This window comes from Rhizobium sp. 9140, assembly GCF_900067135.1.
Taxonomy (GTDB): domain Bacteria; phylum Pseudomonadota; class Alphaproteobacteria; order Rhizobiales; family Rhizobiaceae; genus Ferranicluibacter.
On sequence record NZ_FJUR01000001.1, the window covers coordinates 1,457,835 to 1,478,437 of the forward strand.

At 64.2% G+C, this 20,603-nt stretch carries 19 protein-coding genes and 1 pseudogene; 7 read left to right on the top strand and 13 right to left on the bottom strand.

Annotated elements, in window-relative coordinates:
* Positions 1 to 76 precede the first annotated feature (76 nt).
* Positions 77 to 1,078, top strand: coding sequence for an MBL fold metallo-hydrolase (locus GA0004734_RS06760; RefSeq protein ID WP_092932313.1), 1,002 nt, complete (start codon positions 77 to 79; stop codon positions 1,076 to 1,078).
* Between the two features lie 37 nt (positions 1,079 to 1,115).
* On the opposite strand, the gene GA0004734_RS06765 is transcribed toward GA0004734_RS06760, so the two are convergent.
* A complete protein-coding gene (locus GA0004734_RS06765) occupies positions 1,116 to 1,424 on the bottom strand; it encodes an ATPase inhibitor subunit zeta (RefSeq protein WP_092932315.1) in 309 nt (102 codons plus the stop codon).
* Between the two features lie 320 nt (positions 1,425 to 1,744).
* Between GA0004734_RS06765 and guaB the strand changes: the two genes are divergently transcribed.
* The 3 genes from guaB (at position 1,745) to GA0004734_RS06780 (ending at position 4,661) form a co-directional block, all read left to right on the top strand.
* Complete coding sequence (guaB, locus tag GA0004734_RS06770) at positions 1,745 to 3,241, top strand: IMP dehydrogenase (RefSeq protein WP_092932317.1); 1,497 nt, start codon at positions 1,745 to 1,747, stop codon at positions 3,239 to 3,241.
* A 127-nt stretch (positions 3,242 to 3,368) separates the two neighbouring features.
* On the top strand, positions 3,369 to 3,779 hold the full coding sequence (locus GA0004734_RS06775) for an MAPEG family protein (RefSeq protein WP_092932319.1): 411 nt from the start codon (positions 3,369 to 3,371) through the stop codon (positions 3,777 to 3,779).
* A 99-nt stretch (positions 3,780 to 3,878) separates the two neighbouring features.
* Positions 3,879 to 4,661: a 3-hydroxybutyrate dehydrogenase gene (locus GA0004734_RS06780; RefSeq protein WP_092932321.1), complete on the top strand. Its 783-nt coding sequence runs from the start codon at positions 3,879 to 3,881 to the stop codon at positions 4,659 to 4,661.
* Positions 4,662 to 4,669: 8 nt separating this feature from the next.
* Here GA0004734_RS06780 and GA0004734_RS06785 read toward each other — a convergent pair whose 3' ends face one another.
* Positions 4,670 to 5,569: a hydrogen peroxide-inducible genes activator gene (locus GA0004734_RS06785; RefSeq protein WP_092932323.1), complete on the bottom strand. Its 900-nt coding sequence runs from the start codon at positions 5,567 to 5,569 to the stop codon at positions 4,670 to 4,672.
* Between the two features lie 298 nt (positions 5,570 to 5,867).
* Here GA0004734_RS06785 and katA point away from each other — a divergent pair, with 298 nt between their 5' ends.
* Positions 5,868 to 7,364: a catalase KatA gene (katA, locus tag GA0004734_RS06790; protein ID WP_092932325.1), complete on the top strand. Its 1,497-nt coding sequence runs from the start codon at positions 5,868 to 5,870 to the stop codon at positions 7,362 to 7,364.
* An 86-nt stretch (positions 7,365 to 7,450) separates the two neighbouring features.
* Here the strand turns inward: katA and GA0004734_RS06795 are convergent.
* A pseudogene (locus GA0004734_RS06795) lies at positions 7,451 to 8,848 on the bottom strand (nucleobase:cation symporter-2 family protein).
* A 482-nt stretch (positions 8,849 to 9,330) separates the two neighbouring features.
* The gene (locus GA0004734_RS06800; RefSeq protein WP_092932327.1) at positions 9,331 to 10,281 is read right to left on the bottom strand and encodes a LysR substrate-binding domain-containing protein; all 951 of its coding nucleotides are present in this window, start codon (positions 10,279 to 10,281) and stop codon (positions 9,331 to 9,333) included.
* Between the two features lie 197 nt (positions 10,282 to 10,478).
* On the opposite strand from GA0004734_RS06800, the gene GA0004734_RS06805 reads away from it, so the two are divergent.
* Positions 10,479 to 10,769, top strand: a complete 291-nt coding sequence (locus tag GA0004734_RS06805) for a DUF1127 domain-containing protein (protein ID WP_092932329.1) — start codon at positions 10,479 to 10,481, stop codon at positions 10,767 to 10,769.
* Between the two features lie 220 nt (positions 10,770 to 10,989).
* On the opposite strand, the gene GA0004734_RS06810 is transcribed toward GA0004734_RS06805, so the two are convergent.
* The 8 genes from GA0004734_RS06810 to GA0004734_RS06845 form a co-directional block, all read right to left on the bottom strand.
* A complete protein-coding gene (locus GA0004734_RS06810; RefSeq protein ID WP_092932331.1) occupies positions 10,990 to 11,823 on the bottom strand; it encodes a DUF937 domain-containing protein in 834 nt (277 codons plus the stop codon).
* Positions 11,824 to 11,922: 99 nt separating this feature from the next.
* Positions 11,923 to 13,296 (bottom strand): glutamate--cysteine ligase, encoded by a 1,374-nt coding sequence (locus GA0004734_RS06815; protein ID WP_092932333.1) that lies wholly within the window; start codon positions 13,294 to 13,296, stop codon positions 11,923 to 11,925.
* A gap of 144 nt (positions 13,297 to 13,440) precedes the next feature.
* The gene (locus tag GA0004734_RS06820; protein ID WP_092932335.1) at positions 13,441 to 14,178 is read right to left on the bottom strand and encodes a 16S rRNA (uracil(1498)-N(3))-methyltransferase; all 738 of its coding nucleotides are present in this window, start codon (positions 14,176 to 14,178) and stop codon (positions 13,441 to 13,443) included.
* Positions 14,179 to 14,187: 9 nt separating this feature from the next.
* Positions 14,188 to 15,693: an inorganic phosphate transporter gene (locus GA0004734_RS06825; protein WP_092932337.1), complete on the bottom strand. Its 1,506-nt coding sequence runs from the start codon at positions 15,691 to 15,693 to the stop codon at positions 14,188 to 14,190.
* Positions 15,694 to 15,973: 280 nt separating this feature from the next.
* Positions 15,974 to 16,447: an NUDIX hydrolase gene (locus tag GA0004734_RS06830; protein ID WP_092936002.1), complete on the bottom strand. Its 474-nt coding sequence runs from the start codon at positions 16,445 to 16,447 to the stop codon at positions 15,974 to 15,976.
* A 333-nt stretch (positions 16,448 to 16,780) separates the two neighbouring features.
* The gene (locus GA0004734_RS06835; protein WP_092932339.1) at positions 16,781 to 17,584 is read right to left on the bottom strand and encodes a FadR/GntR family transcriptional regulator; all 804 of its coding nucleotides are present in this window, start codon (positions 17,582 to 17,584) and stop codon (positions 16,781 to 16,783) included.
* A gap of 111 nt (positions 17,585 to 17,695) precedes the next feature.
* Positions 17,696 to 18,394: a L,D-transpeptidase gene (locus tag GA0004734_RS06840; RefSeq protein WP_092932341.1), complete on the bottom strand. Its 699-nt coding sequence runs from the start codon at positions 18,392 to 18,394 to the stop codon at positions 17,696 to 17,698.
* A 215-nt stretch (positions 18,395 to 18,609) separates the two neighbouring features.
* Positions 18,610 to 19,431, bottom strand: a complete 822-nt coding sequence (locus tag GA0004734_RS06845; RefSeq protein ID WP_092936004.1) for a L,D-transpeptidase — start codon at positions 19,429 to 19,431, stop codon at positions 18,610 to 18,612.
* 218 nt (positions 19,432 to 19,649) lie between these two features.
* Here GA0004734_RS06845 and GA0004734_RS06850 point away from each other — a divergent pair, with 218 nt between their 5' ends.
* On the top strand, positions 19,650 to 20,291 hold the full coding sequence (locus GA0004734_RS06850) for a DNA-3-methyladenine glycosylase I (protein ID WP_092932343.1): 642 nt from the start codon (positions 19,650 to 19,652) through the stop codon (positions 20,289 to 20,291).
* 9 nt (positions 20,292 to 20,300) lie between these two features.
* On the opposite strand, the gene GA0004734_RS06855 is transcribed toward GA0004734_RS06850, so the two are convergent.
* Positions 20,301 to 20,489: a hypothetical protein gene (locus GA0004734_RS06855; protein ID WP_092932345.1), complete on the bottom strand. Its 189-nt coding sequence runs from the start codon at positions 20,487 to 20,489 to the stop codon at positions 20,301 to 20,303.
* Positions 20,490 to 20,603: the final 114 nt, after the last annotated feature.

Here is a 20,603-nt window from a genome sequence, read left to right on the forward strand (position 1 = left end):
CCGCGATCCATGGTCGGATGCGGACGATCACACCCCGCGACCGGGCCTGAAGGCTCAAAGACAAAGGAAACGATCGATGCACGGATTTTCCCTCGGCCGGCGCGCCCTCTTTGCTGCAACCGCCATCGGCGCGCTGGCTGCGCCCCTCATCATGAAGCGCGCCGCCTTTGCGCAGGATGCGGCGGGGAAGGGTGCGAAGGAAACGCCGAAGGCCACGCCGGGCGGCAAGAGCTCGAGCTTCAAGCTCGGCGATTTCACCGTCACCGTCGTCAGCGACGGCCTGCGGCTTGCTGACAAGCCGAGCGAGACCTTCGGCATCGACCAGCCGCCGGAGGCCGTGGCCGCACTTCTGGAAAAAAACTTCCTGCCGACCGACCGCTTTGCCAACGGCTTTTCGCCCGTGGTCGTGGAGACCGGTTCGGAGGTCGTGCTGTTCGACACCGGCAATGGCGAAGCAGGACGCGCCGCCGGCACCGGCCTGTTGCTGGAGGGCCTGCGCGCTGCGGGCTATCCGCCGGAAAGCATCACGCTCGTGGTTCTCACCCACATGCATGGCGATCATATCAACGGCCTGATGGAAGGCGGCAAGCCTGCCTTCCCCAATGCGCGCTATGCCATGGGTGAGGCGGAACTCGCTTTCTGGAAGGACCCCGCTCGCATGGGATCGCCCGCCGAAGGCGGACACAAGGCCGTGCTCAAGAACGTCGTGCCGCTCGTGGAAAAGGCGACGCTGATCGGCGATGGCGCCGATGTCGCGCCTGGAATCACCGCCATGGCCGCCTTCGGCCACTCGCCCGGCCACATGGTCTTCCGCGTCTCGTCGCAGGGCAAGGATCTCATGCTGACGGCCGATACGGCCAATCACTATGTCCTGTCGCTGCAGCAGCCGGACTGGCAGGTTAAGTTCGACATGGACAAGGAAAAGGCGGCCGTATCGCGCCGCAAGGTGTTCGACATGGTGGCCTCCGAGCGGTTGCCCTTCATCGGCTACCACATGCCGTTCCCGGCCGTCGGCTATGCCGAAAAGGTGGACGCCGGCTACCGCTTCGTGCCGGCGTCGTATCAACTGTATCTCTGACGGTTGATCACCTGCGTCCTTTGACGCAGGCAGCCCGTCAAGCGGCGTACATCTCGTCGCGCAGCGAGCGCAGCATGCTTGTCATGCGGTCGCGAATATCGTCTTCCAGGAAGATCACGCCAGCGGCTTCGAAGTCGCTGTGCAACCGGTCGATCACGCCGTTCGGGTTTTCCACGCCGGCATCCACGATGCCACGCGCATAGGCTTCGGCATCCGGCCGGTCGATCATGGCGGCGGCCCACAGGCCGATCAGCGCGTTACGGCGCGCTTCGGCGCGAAAGGTCAGTTCTTCTTCACGTACGAAACGTGTTTCCTGAGCGTGGGCTCGCTTGCGCAGTGCGGTCATTGTGTTGGTCCCTGTTATCTCTGTTTCGCCGGTCACCCTTCTTCCGAGGCGCCGTGAGGAGAGGTCTACCGGACGCAGCTTAATTTCAATCCAAAAGGCACGGCTAATAAAAACTGAAAATGCTTCTCCACCGGTCTTGCGGGACCGCTCCGGGCTCGCAGGGCTTTTTCTGTTTCCATCCCGTCACATCCGTGTTACGTGCCCTCGCCAACTTCCATGAAACACTTGCCGTCATTCCCCTCCCAGGATGACCGGCAGGCGACGCTCCCGCCGGAACCCGTCCGTCCGGGCGCCTTGCACATTTTTAAAGGAATTGGCCCATGGCGCGCATTATCGAAACGGCTACCGGTCTGGAGGCTCTGACCTTCGATGACGTCCTCCTGCAGCCCGGTCATTCCGAGGTCATGCCGGGCCAGACCAACATCGCTACCCGCATCGCCCAGGATATCGAGCTCAACCTGCCGATCCTCTCGTCCGCCATGGATACGGTGACGGAAGGCCGTCTTGCCATCGCCATGGCCCAGGCTGGCGGCATCGGCGTCATCCACCGCAATCTCTCCCCGGTCGAGCAGGCCGAACAGGTCCGCCAGGTCAAGAAGTTCGAGAGCGGCATGGTGGTCAACCCCGTGACGATCGGCCCGGAGGCAACGCTTGCAGACGCGCTCGGCCTGATGAAGACCTACGGCATTTCCGGCATTCCGGTCGTCGAGAATGCCGGCAAGGGCAATAAGCCCGGCCGTCTCGTCGGCATCGTCACCAATCGCGACGTCCGTTTCGCCTCCGATCCCGGCCAGCGCATCTATGAGCTGATGACGCGCGAAAACCTCATCACGGTGAAGGAAAACGTCGATCAGCAGGAAGCCAAGCGCCTGCTGCACACCCACCGCATTGAAAAGCTGCTGGTGGTGGACGGCGACGGCCGCTGCGTCGGCCTGATCACGGTCAAGGACATCGAGAAGTCGCAGCTGAACCCCAATGCGTCGAAGGATGCGCAGGGCCGCCTGCGGGCCGCAGCCGCCATCTCTGTCGGCGACGATGGCATCGAGCGCGCCGAGCGCCTGATCGACGCCGGCATCGACCTCATCGTCATCGACACGGCGCATGGCCACTCCCAGCGCGTTCTCGATGCCGTCACGCGCGTCAAGACGATGTCGAACTCGGTTCGCATCATGGCCGGCAACGTCGCGACCGCCGACGGCACCCGGGCGCTGATCGACGCGGGCGCGGACGCCGTCAAGGTCGGCATCGGCCCGGGCTCCATCTGCACCACACGTATCGTCGCCGGTGTCGGCGTGCCGCAGCTGGCCGCCATCATGTCGGCCGTCGAGGCCGCGCAGTCCGCCGATATTCCCGTCATCGCCGATGGCGGTATCAAGTTCTCGGGCGACCTGGCCAAGGCGATTGCCGCCGGTGCCTCCGCCGTCATGATCGGCTCGCTGCTGGCCGGCACGGATGAAAGCCCGGGCGAGGTCTTCCTTCACCAGGGCCGCTCCTTCAAGGCCTATCGCGGCATGGGCTCCGTCGGCGCCATGGCGCGGGGCTCCGCGGATCGTTACTTCCAGGCGGAGGTGCGCGACACGCTGAAGCTCGTGCCGGAAGGCATCGAAGGTCAGGTGCCGTACAAAGGCCCGGTCTCCGGCGTCCTCCACCAACTGGCCGGCGGTCTCAAGGCCTCCATGGGCTATGTCGGCGGTAAGACGCTGAAGGACTTTCAGGAGCGCGCCACCTTCGTGCGCATCTCCGGCGCCGGCCTTCGCGAAAGCCATGCCCACGATGTGACGATCACGCGCGAAAGCCCCAACTATCCCGGTGCGTGATTTTTAGAATCTTCTGAATTACAAAGGGAGCCGCACGCAAGCCGCGCGGCTCCCTTTCCTTTAGAAGAGCCTCACCTACTTCTCCCGGATATATCGGATCGATGATCGGGCGAGGGGAACAAGCCGCATGACCAATACCGCCATGATTTGGCCCGTGATCGCCCAGGTTCTGCTCGTCTACATCGTCTATGGCGTGATGGGAAAACGCCGCTTCGGCGCCGTGCGGCAGGGAACGGCCCGCGCCCGCGATTTCCTGATCCCCTCCGTCGAGCCGGAAACGAGCGCCACCGTCGCGCGCAACCTCACCAACCAGTTCGAGCTTCCCGTCCTTTTCTACCTCGTCTGCACGCTTCTTTATGTCACCGACGGCGTGTCCATCCTGACGGTGTCCGCGGCATGGCTCTTCGTCCTCTCCCGATACGGCCATGCCTTCGTGCACATGACCTCCAATCGGCTGATGCTGCGTCACCGCCTGTTCGTCGCCGGCTTCTTCACGAATGCGCTTCTTTGGCTGCTGCTCGCCGTTCACATCCTTTGATCGTTCGGTACATTTCCCGGACCTGCCGGCTTTACCCCATCCGTGAAGCCGCTATCGTTCGGTCAAGGCCCACAGGACCTGCTATCGAGGGAGAGCATCATGAAACTGAAAGACAAGGTCTGCATCGTCACCGGCTCCGCCAGCGGCATCGGCCGGGCCATCGCGGCGCGCTATGTCGCCGAAGGCGCCCGCGTCGCCATCGCCGACCTGAAGCTTGAGGCGTCGCAGGCCACCGCCGCGGACCTCACCGCCTCCGGCCCCGGCGAGGCCGTCGGCCTTGCGATGGACGTGACGTCGGAGGATGCGGTCAATGCCGGTGTTGCCGCGGTCGTGGAGAAATGGGGCCGTGTCGATGTGCTCGTCTCCAATGCCGGCGTCCAGATCGTCCACAAAATCGAGGATTTCCCGTTCGAGGACTGGAAAAAGATGCTCTCCATCCACCTCGACGGCGCCTTCCTCACCACCAAGGCCTGCATGCCGCACATGAAGCGGCAGGGCGGCGGTGCGCTGATCTACATGGGCTCCGTCCACTCCCACGAAGCCTCGCCGCTGAAGTCGGCCTATGTCACCGCCAAGCACGGCCTGCTCGGTCTCGCCCGCGTGGTCGCCAAGGAGGGTGGCCCGCATGGGGTGCGCTCCAACGTCATCTGCCCCGGCTTCGTGAAGACGCCGCTGGTGGAAAAGCAGATCCCGGAACAGGCGAACGCCCTTGGCATTTCGGAGGAGGAGGTCGTCAGGCGCGTCATGCTGGGCGGCACCGTCGATACCGAGTTCACGACCATCGAGGACGTGGCGAATGTCGCGCTGTTCCTCGCGGCTTTCGAGACCAATGCCCTGACCGGCCAGTCGTTGATGGTCAGCCATGGCTGGGGCATGCGGTAGGTTTCAGCTCATTCGAGCAGCTTTGCAGAGGCGTCGATGACCACCTCCGCCAGCGCGCGGTGATCGGCGGTCCGCCGCGAGCGGCCGCGCCAGACGAGCCCGATCTGTCGCGATGGCTGCGGTTCGGCAAAGGGTACGATGCGCATGCGGCTGCGGCCGCGCTCCTCCTTCACCGCGATCTCCGGAATGAGCGTGATGCCCATGCCGTGGCTCACCATCTGCAAAAGCGTCGCCATGGAGGTCGCGCCGTAGTTTGCCACCCGCCGCCCGGCCGATGCGCCGCAGACGGAGAGCGCCTGATCGCGCAGGCAGTGCCCTTCTTCCAGCAGCAGCAGCCGGTCGACATCCATCTGCGCCTCCGTCATCGGCGACAGCAGCACGGTGCTCTCGTCGTCCGCTGTGGCGATGAGGAACCGGTCCTGGAACAGCAGCAGCGTTTCCAGCGTCTCCTCGTTCTGCGGCAGCGCCACGATGGCACAGTCGAGCCGCCCGGCCTTTACATCGTCGACGCATCCCGAGGTGAGCAACTCGCGCAATTCGATCTCGAGCTTGGGAAACCGCTCCCGCAGCATGGGAATGAGCACCGGCACCAGATAGGGCGCAACCGTGGGAATGATGCCGAGACGCAACCGTCCTTCGAGAATGCCGGTGACCTGCCGCGCCCGGTCGTAGAGCGCATCGACCGACCGCAGGATCGCCTGCACCTCCGGCAGCAAAGCCTCGCCCTGCCGGGTCAGCAGCGCGCCCGCGCGGTTGCGCTCGAACAGCCCGACGCCGAGGTCCTTCTCCATCTCGGCGATCTGCGCCGAGAGGGCGGGCTGGCTGACATTGACCATCTCGGCCGCGCGGCCGAAGTGGCGCGTGGTGGCGAGGGCATCGAAATAGCGCATCTGTCGAACGGTGAGCATGATCGGAATTTCCTATCGAACATTACAAGAAATACAATTGGAAATTATCGATGCCGAATGCGAGAAGGGGATCTGGCGTCTGATATCTGACGCATGTCGCATTTTCGGCATGTTGGACGATCAAGATAAGCCTCAGGCCTAGGGGCCGGAGAGGCTCCAGAGGCCTTGCAAGCGGAATTGGGTCAGCAAGCTCGATGAGAGACTTGCGAGCCGAACGTGCCGGAGCGCCCATGTGCTCCGGCGATGAACGAGCGGGACCGGGACGACCGGCCCTGACATGTCCAGACAGGAGGACGAAATGACTGATCGCCCGACAATGACGACGACCGCCGGCGCGCCCGTGCCGGATAACCAGAATTCGCTGACGGCCGGCCCGAAGGGCGGCATCATGTTGCAGGACTACCAGCTGATCGAAAAGCTGGCCCACCAGAACCGCGAGCGGATTCCGGAGCGCGCCGTGCACGCCAAGGGCTGGGGTGCCTATGGCACGCTGAAGATCACCGGCGATATTTCCAAATACACCAAGGCCGCCGTGTTGCAGCCGGGTGCGGAAACCCCGATGCTGGCCCGCTTCTCCACCGTTGCCGGTGAGCAGGGTGCTGCGGACGCCGAGCGCGACGTGCGCGGCTTCGCGCTGAAGTTCTACACATCGGAAGGCAACTGGGACCTCGTCGGCAACAACACGCCCGTGTTCTTCGTGCGCGACCCCTACAAGTTCCCCGACTTCATCCACACCCAGAAGCGCCACCCGAAGACGAACCTGCGTTCGGCAACCGCCATGTGGGATTTCTGGTCGCTCTCGCCGGAAAGCCTGCACCAGGTCACCATCCTGATGTCCGACCGCGGCTGTCCGACCTCGCCGTTGCACATGAACGGCTACGGCTCGCACACCTTCTCGTTCTGGAACGACGCCGGCGAGCGTTACTGGGTAAAGTTCCACTTCAAGACCCAGCACGGCCACAAGTTCTACACGAACGAAGAGTCCGAGCAGGTCATCGGCAAGACGCGCGAATCCTACCAGGAAGCGCTGTTCGGCTCGATCGAGGAAGGCAACTACCCGCGCTGGACCGTTCAGGTTCAGATCATGCCGGAACTGGATGCCGAGAAGACCTCGTACAACCCGTTCGACCTCACCAAGGTCTGGCCGCACAGCGAATATCCGCCGATCGAGATCGGCACGATGGAGCTGAACCGCAACCCGGAAAACTACTTTGCCGAAGTCGAGAACGCCGCCTTCTCGCCGTCGAACATCGTTCCCGGCATCGCGTTTTCGCCGGACAAGATGCTCCAGGCCCGCGTGTTCTCCTATGCCGATGCACACCGTCATCGCCTCGGCACGCATTACGAACACATTCCGGTCAACCAGCCGAAGAACCCGGTTCATCACTACCATCGCGATGGTCAGATGAACACGTTCGGCGGTATCCGCACCGGTAACCCGGATGCCTATTACGAGCCCAACTCGTTCAACGGCCCGGTCGAGCAGCCCGCAGCTGTCGAGCCGCCGCTGCGGATCGATGGCGACATGGCCCGCTTCAACCACCGTGACGGCAACAATGATTACGTTCAGGTGACGGCGCTGTTCAACCTGTTCGACGCCGACCAGAAGGCCCGCCTGTTCTCCAACATCGCCGCTGCGATGGGTGGCGTTCCCGGCGAGATCGTCGAGCGCCAGCTCGCCCACTTCAAGCTGGTTCACCCCGACTACGAAGCCGGCGTCCGCGCTGCGCTCAACAAGGCGCACGGCTATCAGGCCGACACGATCAGCGCCGACCAGCCCGCCGCCGCCGAATAATCGGCGTTAGGGTTTCGGTTTGAAGAGACCGGGGGCGGAAACGCTCCCGGTTTTTTGTTTTCTATCCCAAGCCCGCCACCCGCGCCTCAGGCATGCTCCACCGCAGCCGCTGCAACGGCCGCCTCCGCGGTCGCTTCCGCCTCGCTCTTCACGCCATTGAAAAACGCATTCAGCGAGACCGAAACGATCGCCGCCAGCAGGATGCCGGATTCCAGCAGCGGGTGCAGATCGTGCGGCAGGGCCTTGAAGAAGGTGGGCGCGACGATCGGGATCATGCCGAAGCCGACGGAGATCGCGACGACGAAGAGGTTGTTGGCATTGGTCCGGAAATCGACGGTTGCGAGGATGCGGGCGCCGGTGGCGGCCACCATGCCGAACATCACGAGGCCGGCACCGCCGAGCACCACCTGCGGCACGGCTTCCACCAGCGCTGCCATCTTCGGCAGCAGGCCGAGCACGATGAGGATGCCGCCGCCCGCCACTGTCACCCAGCGGCTGCGCACGCCGGTGACGCCGACGAGGCCGACATTCTGCGAGAAGGACGTGTAGGGAAAGGTATTGAAAATGCCGCCGATCAGCGTTCCCAGGCCATCGGCGCGCAGGCCGCGCGTCAGCGCGTCGCGGGTGATCGTCCGGCCGGTGATGTCGCCCAAAGCGAGGAACATGCCCAGCGATTAGATCATCACCACGATCATGACGATGCACATCGTGATCGAGGGGACGAGGTGAAACTGCGGCACGCCGAAATGGAACGGCAGGATGATGCCGACCCAGGCGGCCTGACCGACCTTGTCGAAATGCATCATGCCGAGCGCCCCGGCCAGCACGCAGCCGGCGACGATGCCGAGAAGAACCGCGATGTTGCGGGCGAAACCGGTTGTGAAGCGCAGCAGAGCCAGAATGACGACGAGCACGAAGAGGGCGACGGCGAGCCCCGGCAGCTGCGCGTAATTCGGGTTGGGAAAGGCGCCGGGTACGCCATCGACTATCTTCATCATCGTCGGCTGACCGCCGCCGGCCCAGTTGATGCCGACCCGCATCAGGGAAAGCCCGATGACGAGAATGATGGTGCCGGTGACGACGGGCGGAAACAGCGGCAGCAGCCGCGAGATGAACGGCGCGACGAGAATGCCGAAGAGCCCGGCAACGATGACCGAGCCGAAGATGCCGAGCAACCCCACATCCGGCGCGTTCGCCATCGAGAGCATCGGCCCGAGCGAAGCGAAGGTGACGCCCATCATCACCGGCAGACGGATGCCGACACCGGGAAAGCCGAAGCACTGGATGAGCGTGGCGATGCCGCAGGCGAAAAGATCGGCGCTGATGAGAAAGGCGACCTCCTCCGGCGCGAGATTGAGCGCGCGCCCGACGATCAGCGGCACGGCGACGGCGCCCGCATACATCACGAGCACGTGCTGCAGCGCCAGCGGCGCAAGCAGGGTGGGGGCAAGCTTCTGGTCGACGGGATGGACTGAGGCGGTCATGGATCGCTCCGCTACGGCATGGCTCGCTCGCAAACGCCCGCGAGAGAGTCATGCACCGGTTTCAAGGTCCGCAGGTGGGAACGATCCTCACAGGGTCGCGTCTCGCCGCGGGCAGGCTCGAATGTGCGATCGGGGTTCGACTGTCCGGCTCACGAAGCCCGCGCCGGCCTTCGGCCATGCGGTTTTCGATGGTCCCGACGTGCATCTGCTCAAAAAGCGTATGCACCCGGAGACGCCGTCACTCCCGTCTTCCCGATTCCATGTCTGCCGGAGGCTTGGTGTCCGGCCCTCGGGAGCATGCCCGTGCGCCGCGCATCAGCCCCCTGGAATGATGCCGGGAACCGTCTCCGGACCCGATGAAGGACAGTATGGCGCAGGCTGAAGAGTGCGTCCAGCGGTTGATTGAAGGATATGGATATCTTCTCGTTCTATGCCCGGAAGACGCACCGCGCAGACATAGGGAGCAGATACGGGTCGGCCGCCTACCAGCCGGCGAGAAGCTGGTTCTGCCGGGTCCGGGGAATGCGCGTGAGGCCCTTGAGGTCGCCGTCCAGATCATCGGCCGCGACCTGCGGCGTGATGTTGTCGAGGCAGGCGGTGATGTGGTTGCTGATGGCGGTGGACAACGAAGGGGATAGGCCCGGCCGCTTCATGATGCCGATCTGCACAGGGGCGAGCGCGGGAAAGCCGTCGGCCTGGCTCAGCACCTTCATGCCGCTGCGCAGCGCCGATTCCGGCAGCACCGAAACCGCCATGCCGGCAAGGACGGCGGCCGCAACCACCGTCGAGGACCAGCTCGTAAACAGGATGTTGTATTCCTTGCCGGTTGCATCGAGCGCCGAGCAGGCGGCCTGACGCCAGCAGCAGTCGCGCTTGCCAACGGCGAGCGGCACCGAGGCGTTTTCCGGCAGGGGGTGATTGGCAGAGCTCACCCAGCAGAGCGGCTCCGTACGCACCACGTCGGACGCGCGAATACGGGGATTGTGGGTGACGAGCGCGATATCGAGCTCACCGCGCGCTATTTTCTCGGCCAGGTCCACCGAGGGTTCGCAGACGATGAAAAGCTCGACGTTCGGATGGGTCTTGGCAAAGCGGACGATGATTTCCGGCATATAGCGGTCGGCATAGTCGTCCGGCGTGCCGATGCGCAGTGTGCCCTCCAGCCGGTTGTCGTCGAAGGCGGCGACGGCCTCGTTGTTAAGGCGGATCATGCGGCGGGCATAGTTGAGAAGCTTTTCGCCCTCGGTCGTCAGCCGGTTGCCGCGCCCGTCCTTGGCAAACAGCGCCTTGCCGATCCGCTCTTCCAGCCGACGCATCTGCATCGACACGGCCGATTGCGTCTTGAACACCCGCTCGGCCGCCCGGGTAAAGCTTCCCGTGTCGGCGATGGCGACGAAAGTCTGGAGCTGATCGAGGTCGAGGGGAGAGGCCATGGCGGTGCCTATAAGTTTGTTTGATGAATACCATTAGAAACATTCGTTGGACTGATCAATATCGATTTGCGACTGTCGGGCTGCAAACAACGTCTTCTTAACCCCCGCAGCGCCAATGCTTCGGTCAACCTCCATCCAACCTGCGCCCATTCAAGGACGCGGGATGTCCGACCCGTGCCTTTTCAGGAGCAAAGCCAATGCGCACGCCAGATACCGCCCTTGATCTCACCCTCGCCGGCAAGCCGGCCGTGCTGCGCCTGTCCGCGCTGACGCAGGGTCTCGTGACGGTTTGGCGCCTCCTGAAGAACCGCCGCGCCGCAGGCCATCTGCATGATCTCGACGACCGGCAACTCGCCGATATCGGCCTCAGCCGGCATGACGTGCGCGACGCCACAATGTCGGCCTTCTTTGAGGACCCGACCCGGCATCTGACGCGGGCCGCCCGCGAGCGCGCCAACCGCTATTACCGGGATGCCCGCACCCGCTGATACACGACGCCGCCGCTGTGAGCCCGCCCCGATCGGAGGCCGGTGACGGCGAGGCAAGCCTCTTTGGCGCCGCGTGCTCTCCCCGGGCATGCGGCGCCCGGATGGTGCGGCCGCTCGCATCATCCGCGTTCCCCGCAGGGTTATAGCCAACGACCCTGCCGCTTGCCCGGCGTTCCGATCCGTTCGGCGCCGGGCTTTTTTATGCTTATGAACCGGCTCCTCAGCTTTTGGGCTGGAACGGCTTGAAAAGGCCGTCGATTGCCTTCTGATATTCCTTCTGCGCCTCGATGCCGCTGTCGAACATGGTGTTGAACATATCGACGACAGGGGCCTTCGGCGCGGGTGGGGCATCGGCGGGTTTCGCCTGGCCCTGACCTTGCGGCGAGGCCATGTTCATCATGTCCTGAAAGGCCTTCATGAACGGGTTGCCGGCGAACATGTCCGCTGCGGCCTGTGGCTTTTCCGGTGCCTTCGGCGGTGTGAAGAAAGCCTGCATCGCCTGCGTGAACGGGTTGTCGAAGGGGTTCGGCATGGCCGGCGGCTCCTTCTTGCGGGCAAGGCCGATCGTCTCCAGCCAGGTCTGCATTGCCGGGCCGAACGGGTTGTCGCCAAAGGAAGGCGGCGCGCTCATCTGCCCGGTCGCCTGCTTGAACAGCCCGCCCATGATGGCGCTCGCCACCACCGGCAGCATCTGCCTGTAGATGTCCTGCCCGATCCCGGTCAGTTGCGCGGCTTGCGCCGCCACGGCGCCCGTCATGTCCTTCGAGCCGAAGATCTGCCCAAGCGCCGCCTGTCCGTCGGCCAGCCCCTGCGGGGTGAAGGCCTTGGTCATGTCCTCGAAGTATTTGGCATAGCCGCCACTGCTCATCGACGCGAGAAACGTGCCGAAATCGTAGGGGTTGGCGGCATTGGTCTTCAGTCCGGCGGAAAAGGCCGGCATCAGCGCGGCCGTCGCCTTGGCCATCTGCTCCTGCGCCAGCCCGAACTGCTGCGCCATGACATCCATGGCACGCCCGTTCTGCGCCTGCATCATCATGTCGAATAGGGGGATCATCGTCTCATCCTTGTTGCAGGCAGCGCTCTCTGCTGCACTATAACGGGAAAAAGACGTTAGGAAATTGCTTTCTAACCGGGCCGACGGATAGCGCGCCGCTCAGTAGGCGTAATCCTTGAACACAGGTTCGACCGAGCCGTTCCAGCGGCCCTTGTAGAGCGACAGCATTTCCTGCGCGAGCGTGGTACCGCGGGCGACGACCTCATCGAGCGGCGCGAGGAAATGGGTCTCGTCTACCCCTTCGCCGTTCAGCCGGTTGCGCGCCTTCAGGCCGGCACGCGACACCGAGAGCACGTCGCGCGCGATCTCGCCGAGCTTGCGGCCCCGCACCGTCGCATCCAGCCCTTGCGCGGGCACGGCATCGCGCAGTGCGATGACGTCCTCATAGGTCCAGTCCTTCACCAGCTCGGCGGCGCTCGCCAGAGCGGCATCGTCGTAAAGCAAGCCGACCCAGAAGGCGGGCAGGGCACAGATGCGCCGCCACGGACCGCCGTCCGCTCCGCGCATTTCAAGGAAACGCTTCAGACGCACGTCGGGAAACAGCGTCGAGAGATGATTGGTCCAGTCGCCCATATTGGGCTCCCCGTCGGCAAGCTCGCCCTTCAGCGCGCCGCCCATGAACTGGCGGAAGGTCACATGGGTACAGTCGTGGTAGCGGCCGTCGCGCACGACGAAATACATTGGTGCATCCAGCGCCCATTCGACATATTGCTCGAAGCGGAAATGACCGGTCAGCGCCGCGGGCAGCACGCCGGCGCGCTGATTGTCCGTATCCCGCCAGATCTCGCCGCGCCACGATTGCAGGCCGTTCGGCTTGCCCTCGGTGAAGGGCGAGCTGGCAAACAGCGCGGTCGCCAGCGGCTGCAGCTTCAGCGAAACCTGCATCTTGGTGGCCATATCGGCTTCCGAGGAGAAGTCGAGGTTCACCTGGATCGTGCAGGTCCGGTACATCATGTCGAGGCCCTGGCTGCCGACCTTCGGCATGTAGCGGGTCATGATGTCGTAGCGCGACTTCGGCATGCGCGGGGTGTCCGCCAGCGTCCATTTCGGGCTGCCGCCGATGCCGAGAAAGCGGATGCCGAGCGGTTCGGCGATATCGCGCAGCACCGCCAGATGGGTGTTGGATTCCCTGCACGTCTCGTGCAGCGTCTCCACCGGCGCGCCCGACAGCTCGAACTGCCCGCCCGGCTCCAGCGAGATCGCGCCGCGGCCTGTAGGCTCCACGAGACCGATCAGATGCCCGGCATCGATGATCGGCTCCCAGCCGGTCTTCTCCTGCATGCCTTCCAGAAGCGTCAGGATCCCGGCATCGCCGGCATAGGGTACAGGGCTGTTGTCGCCGGTGTAGAACACGAATTTTTCGTGCTCGGTGCCGATGCGGAAGGCCTCTTTCGGCTTGTTGCCGCCTGCCAGATATTCGGTCAACTCGGAAACGGAGGTCACCGGGGTCTGGTCGGTGGTATCGCGGGCCATGGGCATCGTCTCGGTAACGGAGAAACCCGGCCGGATAGCAGGGTATGAGAGCAGCTATGATGGGCTGATTGAACCGCTTTCAGATGCGGTGCAAGCAAAAATATTTCAACCTTCGTTCCAAAATTTAGCGGACCCTGTGGCGTTTCAGCGCCAGTCGCCCAGCGTCGCCTGAAGGATCGCCATGGCGGCGACGGCTGCCGTGTCGGCCCGCAGGATGCGCGGCCCGAGCGGGATCGCCGTCACGAAGTCGAGCCCGCGCAAGGTATTGCGTTCCGCCTCGGAAAACCCGCCTTCCGGACCGACAAGCAGCGCGAACCGCTCGTCCGTCAGCCCGCGCAGCACCGGCAGCGGGTTGTCGCCGGCATCGCCTTCGTCGCAGAAGAGGATGCGGCGGTCGCGCGGCCACGTCTCCAGCAGCGTCTCCAGCCGCACCGGCTCGCGCACCTGCGGCACCGCCAGCACGCCGCATTGCTCGGCGGCCTCGATGACGTTGGCCTGCAAGCGCTCCAGGCTGGTGATGCGACCCTGCACATGCTGCGTCATCACGGGCTGTAAAAGGCCCGCGCCCATCTCCACCGCCTTCTGCACGAGATAGTCAAGCCGTCCCACCTTCAGGGGGGCGAACAGATAGTGGAGATCGGGCAGGGGAGACTGCGACCGCGTCTGCTCCTTCGGGATCAGCGCCATGCGCTTGCGGGTCGGCATGGAAATCTCCGCCCGCCACTCGCCGTCGCGCCCGTTGAACAGCAGGAGATCGCGGCCTTCCTCCATGCGCAGCACGTTGGCGAGATAGTTGAACTGGTCCTTCGTCGTCTCGACCGCGATGTCGGAGACGAGATCCGGCGCGACGAACAGGCGCTGCATGCGAAAATTGGCTCTCATGATGCGGTTCTACAGAAAGATCGCGGAGAAGAGAATGTAGAGGAGCCCTGAAAGCAAGGCGGAGGCGGGGACGGTGATGATCCAGGCGCCGACGATCGTCAGGAAATGCGAGCGCCGGACCAGCTGCCGCCGCCGCGTCTCGTCTGCGCCGTGCTCGGCGCGCAGCTGGAACTCGGATTGTCCCGTTTTCCGCCGCACATAGGCTAGCCGCAGCTTGGAATTGCGCGTGTACCATTCGCGGAAGAAGCCGATGCCGAACACCGCGCCGACGGCGATATGTGTCGTGCTCACCGGCAGACCGAAGGTCGAGGCGAGAATGACAGTGATGGCGGTGGCGAGCGCGACGCAGAAGGCGCGCACCGGATTGAGCTTGGTGATCTCCTCGCCGACCACGCGGATGAGCTTCGGACCGTAGAGCAGCAGCCCGGCGGAAATGCCGAGCGCCCCGATCAGGAGAACCCAGAACGCGACGTCGGCCGTTTCGCCCGGCACCATCGTGCCGACATTGGCAACGATGGCCGACAGCGGCCCGACCGCATTCGAGACATCGTTGGACCCATGCGCAAACGAGAGGAGGGCCGCGGAGACGACGAGCGGCAGATGGAACAGCGGCCGCAGCGACTGGTTGCGGTTCTCGAGCCCGACCGCCCGGCGTGCCACGGAGCGGCGCGACGCGAGATAGATCAGGATACCCACGAAAAGCCCAACCGCCAGCCCTTTCCCAGGCGGGATATGATAGACACGTTCCAGCCCGATCAGCGCGAAATAAGCGGCGAAGACGCCGCCCATGCAGGCGAGCAGGATCGGGAGCCAGAACACCGCTCCGGCGATCTTGTCCTCCCGGTATATGATGAACGTCTTGATGAAGAACAGCAGGCCGGCCGCCACCCCGCCGCCGATGAAGGGCGACAGCATCCAGCTGAGCGTGATGCCGCCGAGCGACAGCCATTGCACCGACGAGAATCCGACGGCCGCGATGCCCGCGCCGAGGATGCTGCCGACGATGGCATGCGTGGTGGAGATCGGCGCGCTGCACCACGTCGCGACATTGATCCAGACGGCAGCCGAGATCAGCGAGGACATCATGACCCAGACCAGCGTCGCGCTGTCGGTGAAGGCGGAGGCATCCACCAGCCCGCCCTCGATGGTCGAGACCACGCGCCCGCCGGCAAACAGCGCACCCGCGATCTCGAAGATCGCGGCGATCACCAGAGCGCCGGTCATCGTCATCGCCCGTGCGCCGACGGCCGCACCGACATTGTTCGTCACATCGTTGGCGCCGATATTCATCGCCATGTAGCCGGCGATCGCAGCCGCCGCGACGACGATGATCGCGCCGGGCGCTTCGGAGACCGCACTCGCCGCAATGATCATGACGAAGACGAGAAAGATGAAGCCGAGACCAAGACCGACCGAGCCTTTCAGGACGAAATGCGACGCCTCCTCGTTCAGCGTCAGCTTGTCGAGGTCCTTGTCGAGTGTCGATTTCTCCAGGGCGGGTGTCGTCTTCCCCATGTCATTCCTTGTCGCACCGGCGTGAGAGCCCTTGCGCGACAGGTGAGTCGCGCGGCAGGGTAGGCGCCGTCCGTATCGGGTCGTCCTTTTATACCGGAAGTCTCGCGCGACGCTTTCCAGGAGCGTCAACGTCGCAACGTTCCCGCTGGCGAGATATTGTCAGATTGAGGAGATGCCGCAAGCCTGACAGTCTCATGATCGCCCTGCCTGCCGCTCGAAAGCGGCCAAAAGCAGACCGCCGACGAATGGCTCCTCAGCATCGGCGCGAGAATGGGGTGTCCTATTTCGCGGCGCTGCGCGGCTCTTCGGTCGGCTGCATGGTCGCGAGAAGCTGTGTCTGGAAGTCGAGGATGAGCGCGCGCAGGCCCGGTTCGGCAACGCGGCCGGCAGCCTCCGTGAAGGTGACCCATTCCAAGGTGCGCGAGCCCTTCTCGGGAAAGCGCTTGGCCATGTCGAACACGACCACCGGATAGACATGAACCCGACAGGTGATCTTCAGGCCTTTGCTCATGCCCTTTTCATAGATGAAGCTGCCGATCGAATCGGAGGAGGGCTCGCCCTTCACGCCGGCCTCTTCCCAGGCCTCGCGTGCGGCAACCTCGTGCGAGGCCTTGCCTTCCATGGGCCAGCCCTTGGGGATAACCCAGCGCCCGGTATCACGGCTGGTGATCAGCAGCATTTCCGGCACGGCACTCTTTTTCCGGAACCGGTAGCACAGGGCAGCGAACTGCATACGCTCGGGACGGCGGAACATCAGGCGGACTTCGGAAACGATGCTGTCGAGAATGGTCAATGACGTGCGGCCCTTTCACCGGACGCAATATCCGGGAGAATGATCGAGGTCGCCGAAACGGCGCTGGGAGAAATTCCCGGTCTAACTCCCAAAACGGGAGGTCGATCCATGATCCTGTAAAAAAGATACGACTCGCGCCATACCGCACGTTCGAATGATCCGAATGGACGGAGACGCTGTCACAGTCCATCGAAATATGGATATGGCCGTGATTCTCACTATGCCTGCAATCTTCAACAAATATGGTCGCGCACCGCCATCGCCTATCGCGGATGCGACAGTCCATGGCGCAATTCAATCCTGCTGCCGCTCCTGCAGGCGCAGGCGCGCAATCCGTGCGCGGTCCTCCGCCCGGTGCGCATCGAGGCTGGCGCCGATGACGAAATCGATATGACTTTCGGCCGCCTTGCGTGCAGCGCCCGCATCAGCGCCAAGGATGGCCGCATGGATGGCCTCGTGCTGCTCCAGCAGCCTGTCGGACGCTCCCGGGACCGCAAACACCGTGGTGCGGCTGAAGAAGATGTCCTGCTCCAGCAGCCGGTAGCAGGACCGCAGCGTGTGCAGCAGAATGATGTTGTGGGCGCTTTCCCCCACGGCCATGTGGAAGTCGATATCGGCCCTCAGACCGTTGTCGCGGTCGTCCGCGTCCCGTGCGGTCCGCATCCGCGCCACGATCCGTGTCAGGCTTTCGCGATCGGCAGGCGTCGCATGGCGCGCGGCGCGCTCGGCCGTCAGCCCCTCGATCTCGCGGCGATAGTCCAGATAGTCCCGCGCCGCCTTTTTGTGGCGAACGATCAGGGCGCGCATGGGCTGCGAAAAGATCTCGCCGATAATATCCGCGACAAAGGTCCCGCCGCCGTGCCGGCTGACGAGCAGTCCGCGCGCCTCCAGTTCCTTCAGCGCCTCCCGCAGGATCGGTCTGGAGACGTTGAAGCGGGCCGCAAGGTCGCGCTCTCCCGGCAGCCGGTCGCCGTCGCGCAGCACGCCGTCAAGAATCAGCCTCTCGATCCGCTGGACGATCTCGTCGGCCGCCCGGCTGTGATGGATGGCGGAGAATAGTTCGACAGGCTCGTCCGCCACGCGCTTCCCCCACAGCATGTCCAGTCGAAGCGAGATCGCTTGGGCGTCGGATCATGCGACAAAACAAGAGACGAAAAAAGGACCGGCCGGCAGCAGGCCGACCGGTCCTTAAGGTGTACAACGAAACGATCAGCCGCCGAAGATGGTGCGCAGCAGATCGATGCCGCGGTCGTCGTAGGAGACCTCGCCCTGCCTGTTGCCGGGGCCGACCACGATGACCTTGGCGCCGATGGAGGCGCGATCGTAGAGGTGCTCGACGTCCTGGTTCATCATGCGGATGCAGCCGGACGACATGTTCTGCCCGATGGTCCAGGGCTGGTTGGTGCCGTGGATGCGGAAGCCGCTGTCGCTCTTGCCCTTGTAGAGATAGAGGGCGCGCGCGCCGAGCGGGTTGTTGACGCCGCCTTCCATGTAGGCCGGCAGGATATGGCCATTCTTGCGCTCGCGCACGATCATCTCGGGCGGCGGCGTCCAGCCTGGCCATTCGGCCTTGCGCTGAACCTTCACCACGCCCGACCAGCCGAAGCCTTCGCGCCCGACGCCGATGCCGTAGCGGGTCGCCTTGTTGTTGCCCTCGACATAATAGAGATATTTATGGTTGGTATCGACGATGATGGTGCCCGGCGCCTCGTCGGTGCGCAGCCGCACCTTGGTCCGCCAGAACTCACGCGCCGGCTTGCGCTGCGAGGCGGCGACGGTCGTCACGTCGCTCTGCCCGATGGTCGCCGCAGGCCGCTCGATCATCGTTGCCGATGCCACGCCGGCGCCGCCGATCAAGATCGCAACCGACAGGGCGGCCCCTGCCAGTCTTGTCGCTGTCATTGTCATTTGTGTCTCTCCCAATCGAGCCCGCCCGTCGCGCCGTGCGGTCGCGCCCTGCGCAACGCATCGGGGAAACGCTATTCGATCGCACGTATCCCGCAAGATCATCGGTTGCAACATCGACCGAATGTGACCGTCCCCGATGTCACCTCGGGAACGGCTGTTGCCGAAAAAGCACGATACTGCGTCGAAACCGGCTTACGCGCCGACGCCCTCTCTCTTCACATCACGATGACGCGCGTTCCCACGTTCACGCGTTCGTAAAGGTCGGTGACGTCCTCGTTGCGCATGCGGATGCACCCCGACGAGACGGCATAGCCGATGGTCCAGGGCGCATTGGTGCCGTGTATGCGGTAGAGCGTGGAGCCGAGATAGAGGGCGCGGGCGCCGAGCGGGTTGGCGGGACCGCCCTCCATGCTGGCGGGAAGATAATGCCCCTTGGCGGCCTCGCGGGCGATCATTTCGGATGGCGGGCGCCAGGTCGGCCATTCCGCCTTGCGCGTCACCTTGTGGGCGCCGGCCCACTCGAAGCCCGGCTTGCCGACGCCGACGCCGTAGCGACGGGCCTCGCCATTGCCGGTGACGAGATAGAGAAAACGGCTGTTGGTATCGATGACGATCGTGCCGGGCCGCTCGCGGGTCTCATAGGCCACCATCTGCGGCAGGAACTGCGGATCGATCGGCCGCACGGGCCGCTGCGGCGCCACCATGCCGGCGGAGCGGACGAGGGGTGCTGCGCGTTGCGGAGCGGGCCGCTGAAGAGCAGGGCGCTGGTAGATCACCTGCTGGCGCGGAGCATAGGCTGCCGGACGCTCGCGGTAGACGATGCGCGGCTGGTCGCCTGCGGCCCGCTGCCGGCGTACGCCCCTCTGCTCGACGCGCGCATTGCCGGCGCCGAGCTGCATCAGCCAGGGCGCGGTCAGATCCGGGCTGACGATGACCGGCGGACGGTTGCCGTAGCGCTCGGCGGCCTGCGCGTATCCGGACCCGACATCGGTGAGGGCAACGGACAGGAGGGTGGTGAGGATCAACAATGTCTTCATGACGGGCTCGTTCTCGATCTGGCGGCGGCGGTGGCTCAACCGGTTCATCCGGCGTATCGTGGAAGCCTGACACCGCAGCGGAATAGGAAGCGTAAACGAGCGTCGCGGAACGGGTGGACGAACCGTGAAAGTCTTCGGTAGGGTTATTGCGTGCTTTCGAGAAATGGTTAACGAAGCATGAAGCGTCGAAACGCGCGGGTTCATGAGGGGGGAATGGGATGAGCGAGACCGAGGCACCCAAAGGCCTGATCACCGGCGCGGACGGCCTGACCCGTTGCTTCTGGCCGGGCCAGCTGCCGGATTACCTGCGCTACCACGACGAGGAATGGGGCCGCCCCGTGACCGACGACAGCAGGCTATTTGAAAAGATCTGCCTGGAGGGCTTCCAGTCCGGCCTTTCCTGGCTGACGATCCTCAGAAAGCGTGAATCCTTCCGCGCTGCCTTTGACGGCTTCGACATCGATGCCGTTGCGGCGTTCGGCGAGGACGACATCGCCCGCTGCGTCGCGGACGCCGGCATCGTGCGCCATCGCGGCAAGATCGTCTCGACCATCAACAATGCAAGGCGGGCGCAGGACCTTCGTGCCGAATTCGGCACGCTCGCCCGGTATTTCTGGAGCTTCGAGCCGGCCCTGCACGAGCGGCCCGCCAGCGTCACCTTTGCGGCCATCGCCGCCAATCCGACGACGCCCGTCTCCGTGCGGATCTCCAAGGACCTGAAGAAGCGCGGCTGGACCTTCGTCGGCCCCACCACGGTCTATGCTTTCATGCAGGCCATGGGCCTCGTCAACGACCATATCGAAGGCTGCATCTGCCGACAGCCGGTCGAGGCGCTTCGCGCCGCCTTCGTGCGGCCGTAACCGCCCATCCTACAGCGTGCGGCCCCGCCGCCCGCTGGCCAGAAGCGCGATGCCGATGACCGCGACGATGATGCCGATGACCAGCCAGTGCGTCTGCCCGGTCATGAAGCTCCCGCCCATCAGATTGGCCCCCTGCAATGTCCAGATCAGCCCCACCAGCAGGCAGAGCACACCCGCAATCGTCTTGAAGCGCTTCATTCCGTTCTCTCCCAAATTTTCTCGCCGTGCTGCGTGGGGCCAAGCCATGGCCGGCCCCACGCCGCTGTAACGTTTTATACCCGCTGCATCATTTTGCCCTCAAGCCGATTCCCG

What these genes read in the sequence shown, in the direction of transcription:
- GA0004734_RS06810 (WP_092932331.1), bottom strand. Translation starts at nt 11,823, where the DNA reads ATGATCCCCCTATTCGACATGATGATGCAGGCGCAGAACGGGCGTGCC.
- GA0004734_RS06775 (WP_092932319.1), top strand. Translation starts at nt 3,369, where the DNA reads ATGACCAATACCGCCATGATTTGGCCCGTGATCGCCCAGGTTCTGCTC.
- GA0004734_RS06765 (WP_092932315.1), bottom strand. Translation starts at nt 1,424, where the DNA reads ATGACCGCACTGCGCAAGCGAGCCCACGCTCAGGAAACACGTTTCGTA.
- GA0004734_RS06835 (WP_092932339.1), bottom strand. Translation starts at nt 17,584, where the DNA reads ATGCTGTGGGGGAAGCGCGTGGCGGACGAGCCTGTCGAACTATTCTCC.
- GA0004734_RS06850 (WP_092932343.1), top strand. Translation starts at nt 19,650, where the DNA reads ATGAGCGAGACCGAGGCACCCAAAGGCCTGATCACCGGCGCGGACGGC.
- GA0004734_RS06840 (WP_092932341.1), bottom strand. Translation starts at nt 18,394, where the DNA reads ATGACAATGACAGCGACAAGACTGGCAGGGGCCGCCCTGTCGGTTGCG.
- GA0004734_RS06820 (WP_092932335.1), bottom strand. Translation starts at nt 14,178, where the DNA reads ATGAGAGCCAATTTTCGCATGCAGCGCCTGTTCGTCGCGCCGGATCTC.
- katA (WP_092932325.1), top strand. Translation starts at nt 5,868, where the DNA reads ATGACTGATCGCCCGACAATGACGACGACCGCCGGCGCGCCCGTGCCG.
- GA0004734_RS06855 (WP_092932345.1), bottom strand. Translation starts at nt 20,489, where the DNA reads ATGAAGCGCTTCAAGACGATTGCGGGTGTGCTCTGCCTGCTGGTGGGG.
- GA0004734_RS06805 (WP_092932329.1), top strand. Translation starts at nt 10,479, where the DNA reads ATGCGCACGCCAGATACCGCCCTTGATCTCACCCTCGCCGGCAAGCCG.
- GA0004734_RS06815 (WP_092932333.1), bottom strand. Translation starts at nt 13,296, where the DNA reads ATGGCCCGCGATACCACCGACCAGACCCCGGTGACCTCCGTTTCCGAG.
- guaB (WP_092932317.1), top strand. Translation starts at nt 1,745, where the DNA reads ATGGCGCGCATTATCGAAACGGCTACCGGTCTGGAGGCTCTGACCTTC.
- GA0004734_RS06800 (WP_092932327.1), bottom strand. Translation starts at nt 10,281, where the DNA reads ATGGCCTCTCCCCTCGACCTCGATCAGCTCCAGACTTTCGTCGCCATC.
- GA0004734_RS06780 (WP_092932321.1), top strand. Translation starts at nt 3,879, where the DNA reads ATGAAACTGAAAGACAAGGTCTGCATCGTCACCGGCTCCGCCAGCGGC.
- GA0004734_RS06845 (WP_092936004.1), bottom strand. Translation starts at nt 19,431, where the DNA reads ATGAAGACATTGTTGATCCTCACCACCCTCCTGTCCGTTGCCCTCACC.
- GA0004734_RS06760 (WP_092932313.1), top strand. Translation starts at nt 77, where the DNA reads ATGCACGGATTTTCCCTCGGCCGGCGCGCCCTCTTTGCTGCAACCGCC.
- GA0004734_RS06825 (WP_092932337.1), bottom strand. Translation starts at nt 15,693, where the DNA reads ATGGGGAAGACGACACCCGCCCTGGAGAAATCGACACTCGACAAGGAC.
- GA0004734_RS06830 (WP_092936002.1), bottom strand. Translation starts at nt 16,447, where the DNA reads ATGTTCCGCCGTCCCGAGCGTATGCAGTTCGCTGCCCTGTGCTACCGG.
- GA0004734_RS06785 (WP_092932323.1), bottom strand. Translation starts at nt 5,569, where the DNA reads ATGCTCACCGTTCGACAGATGCGCTATTTCGATGCCCTCGCCACCACG.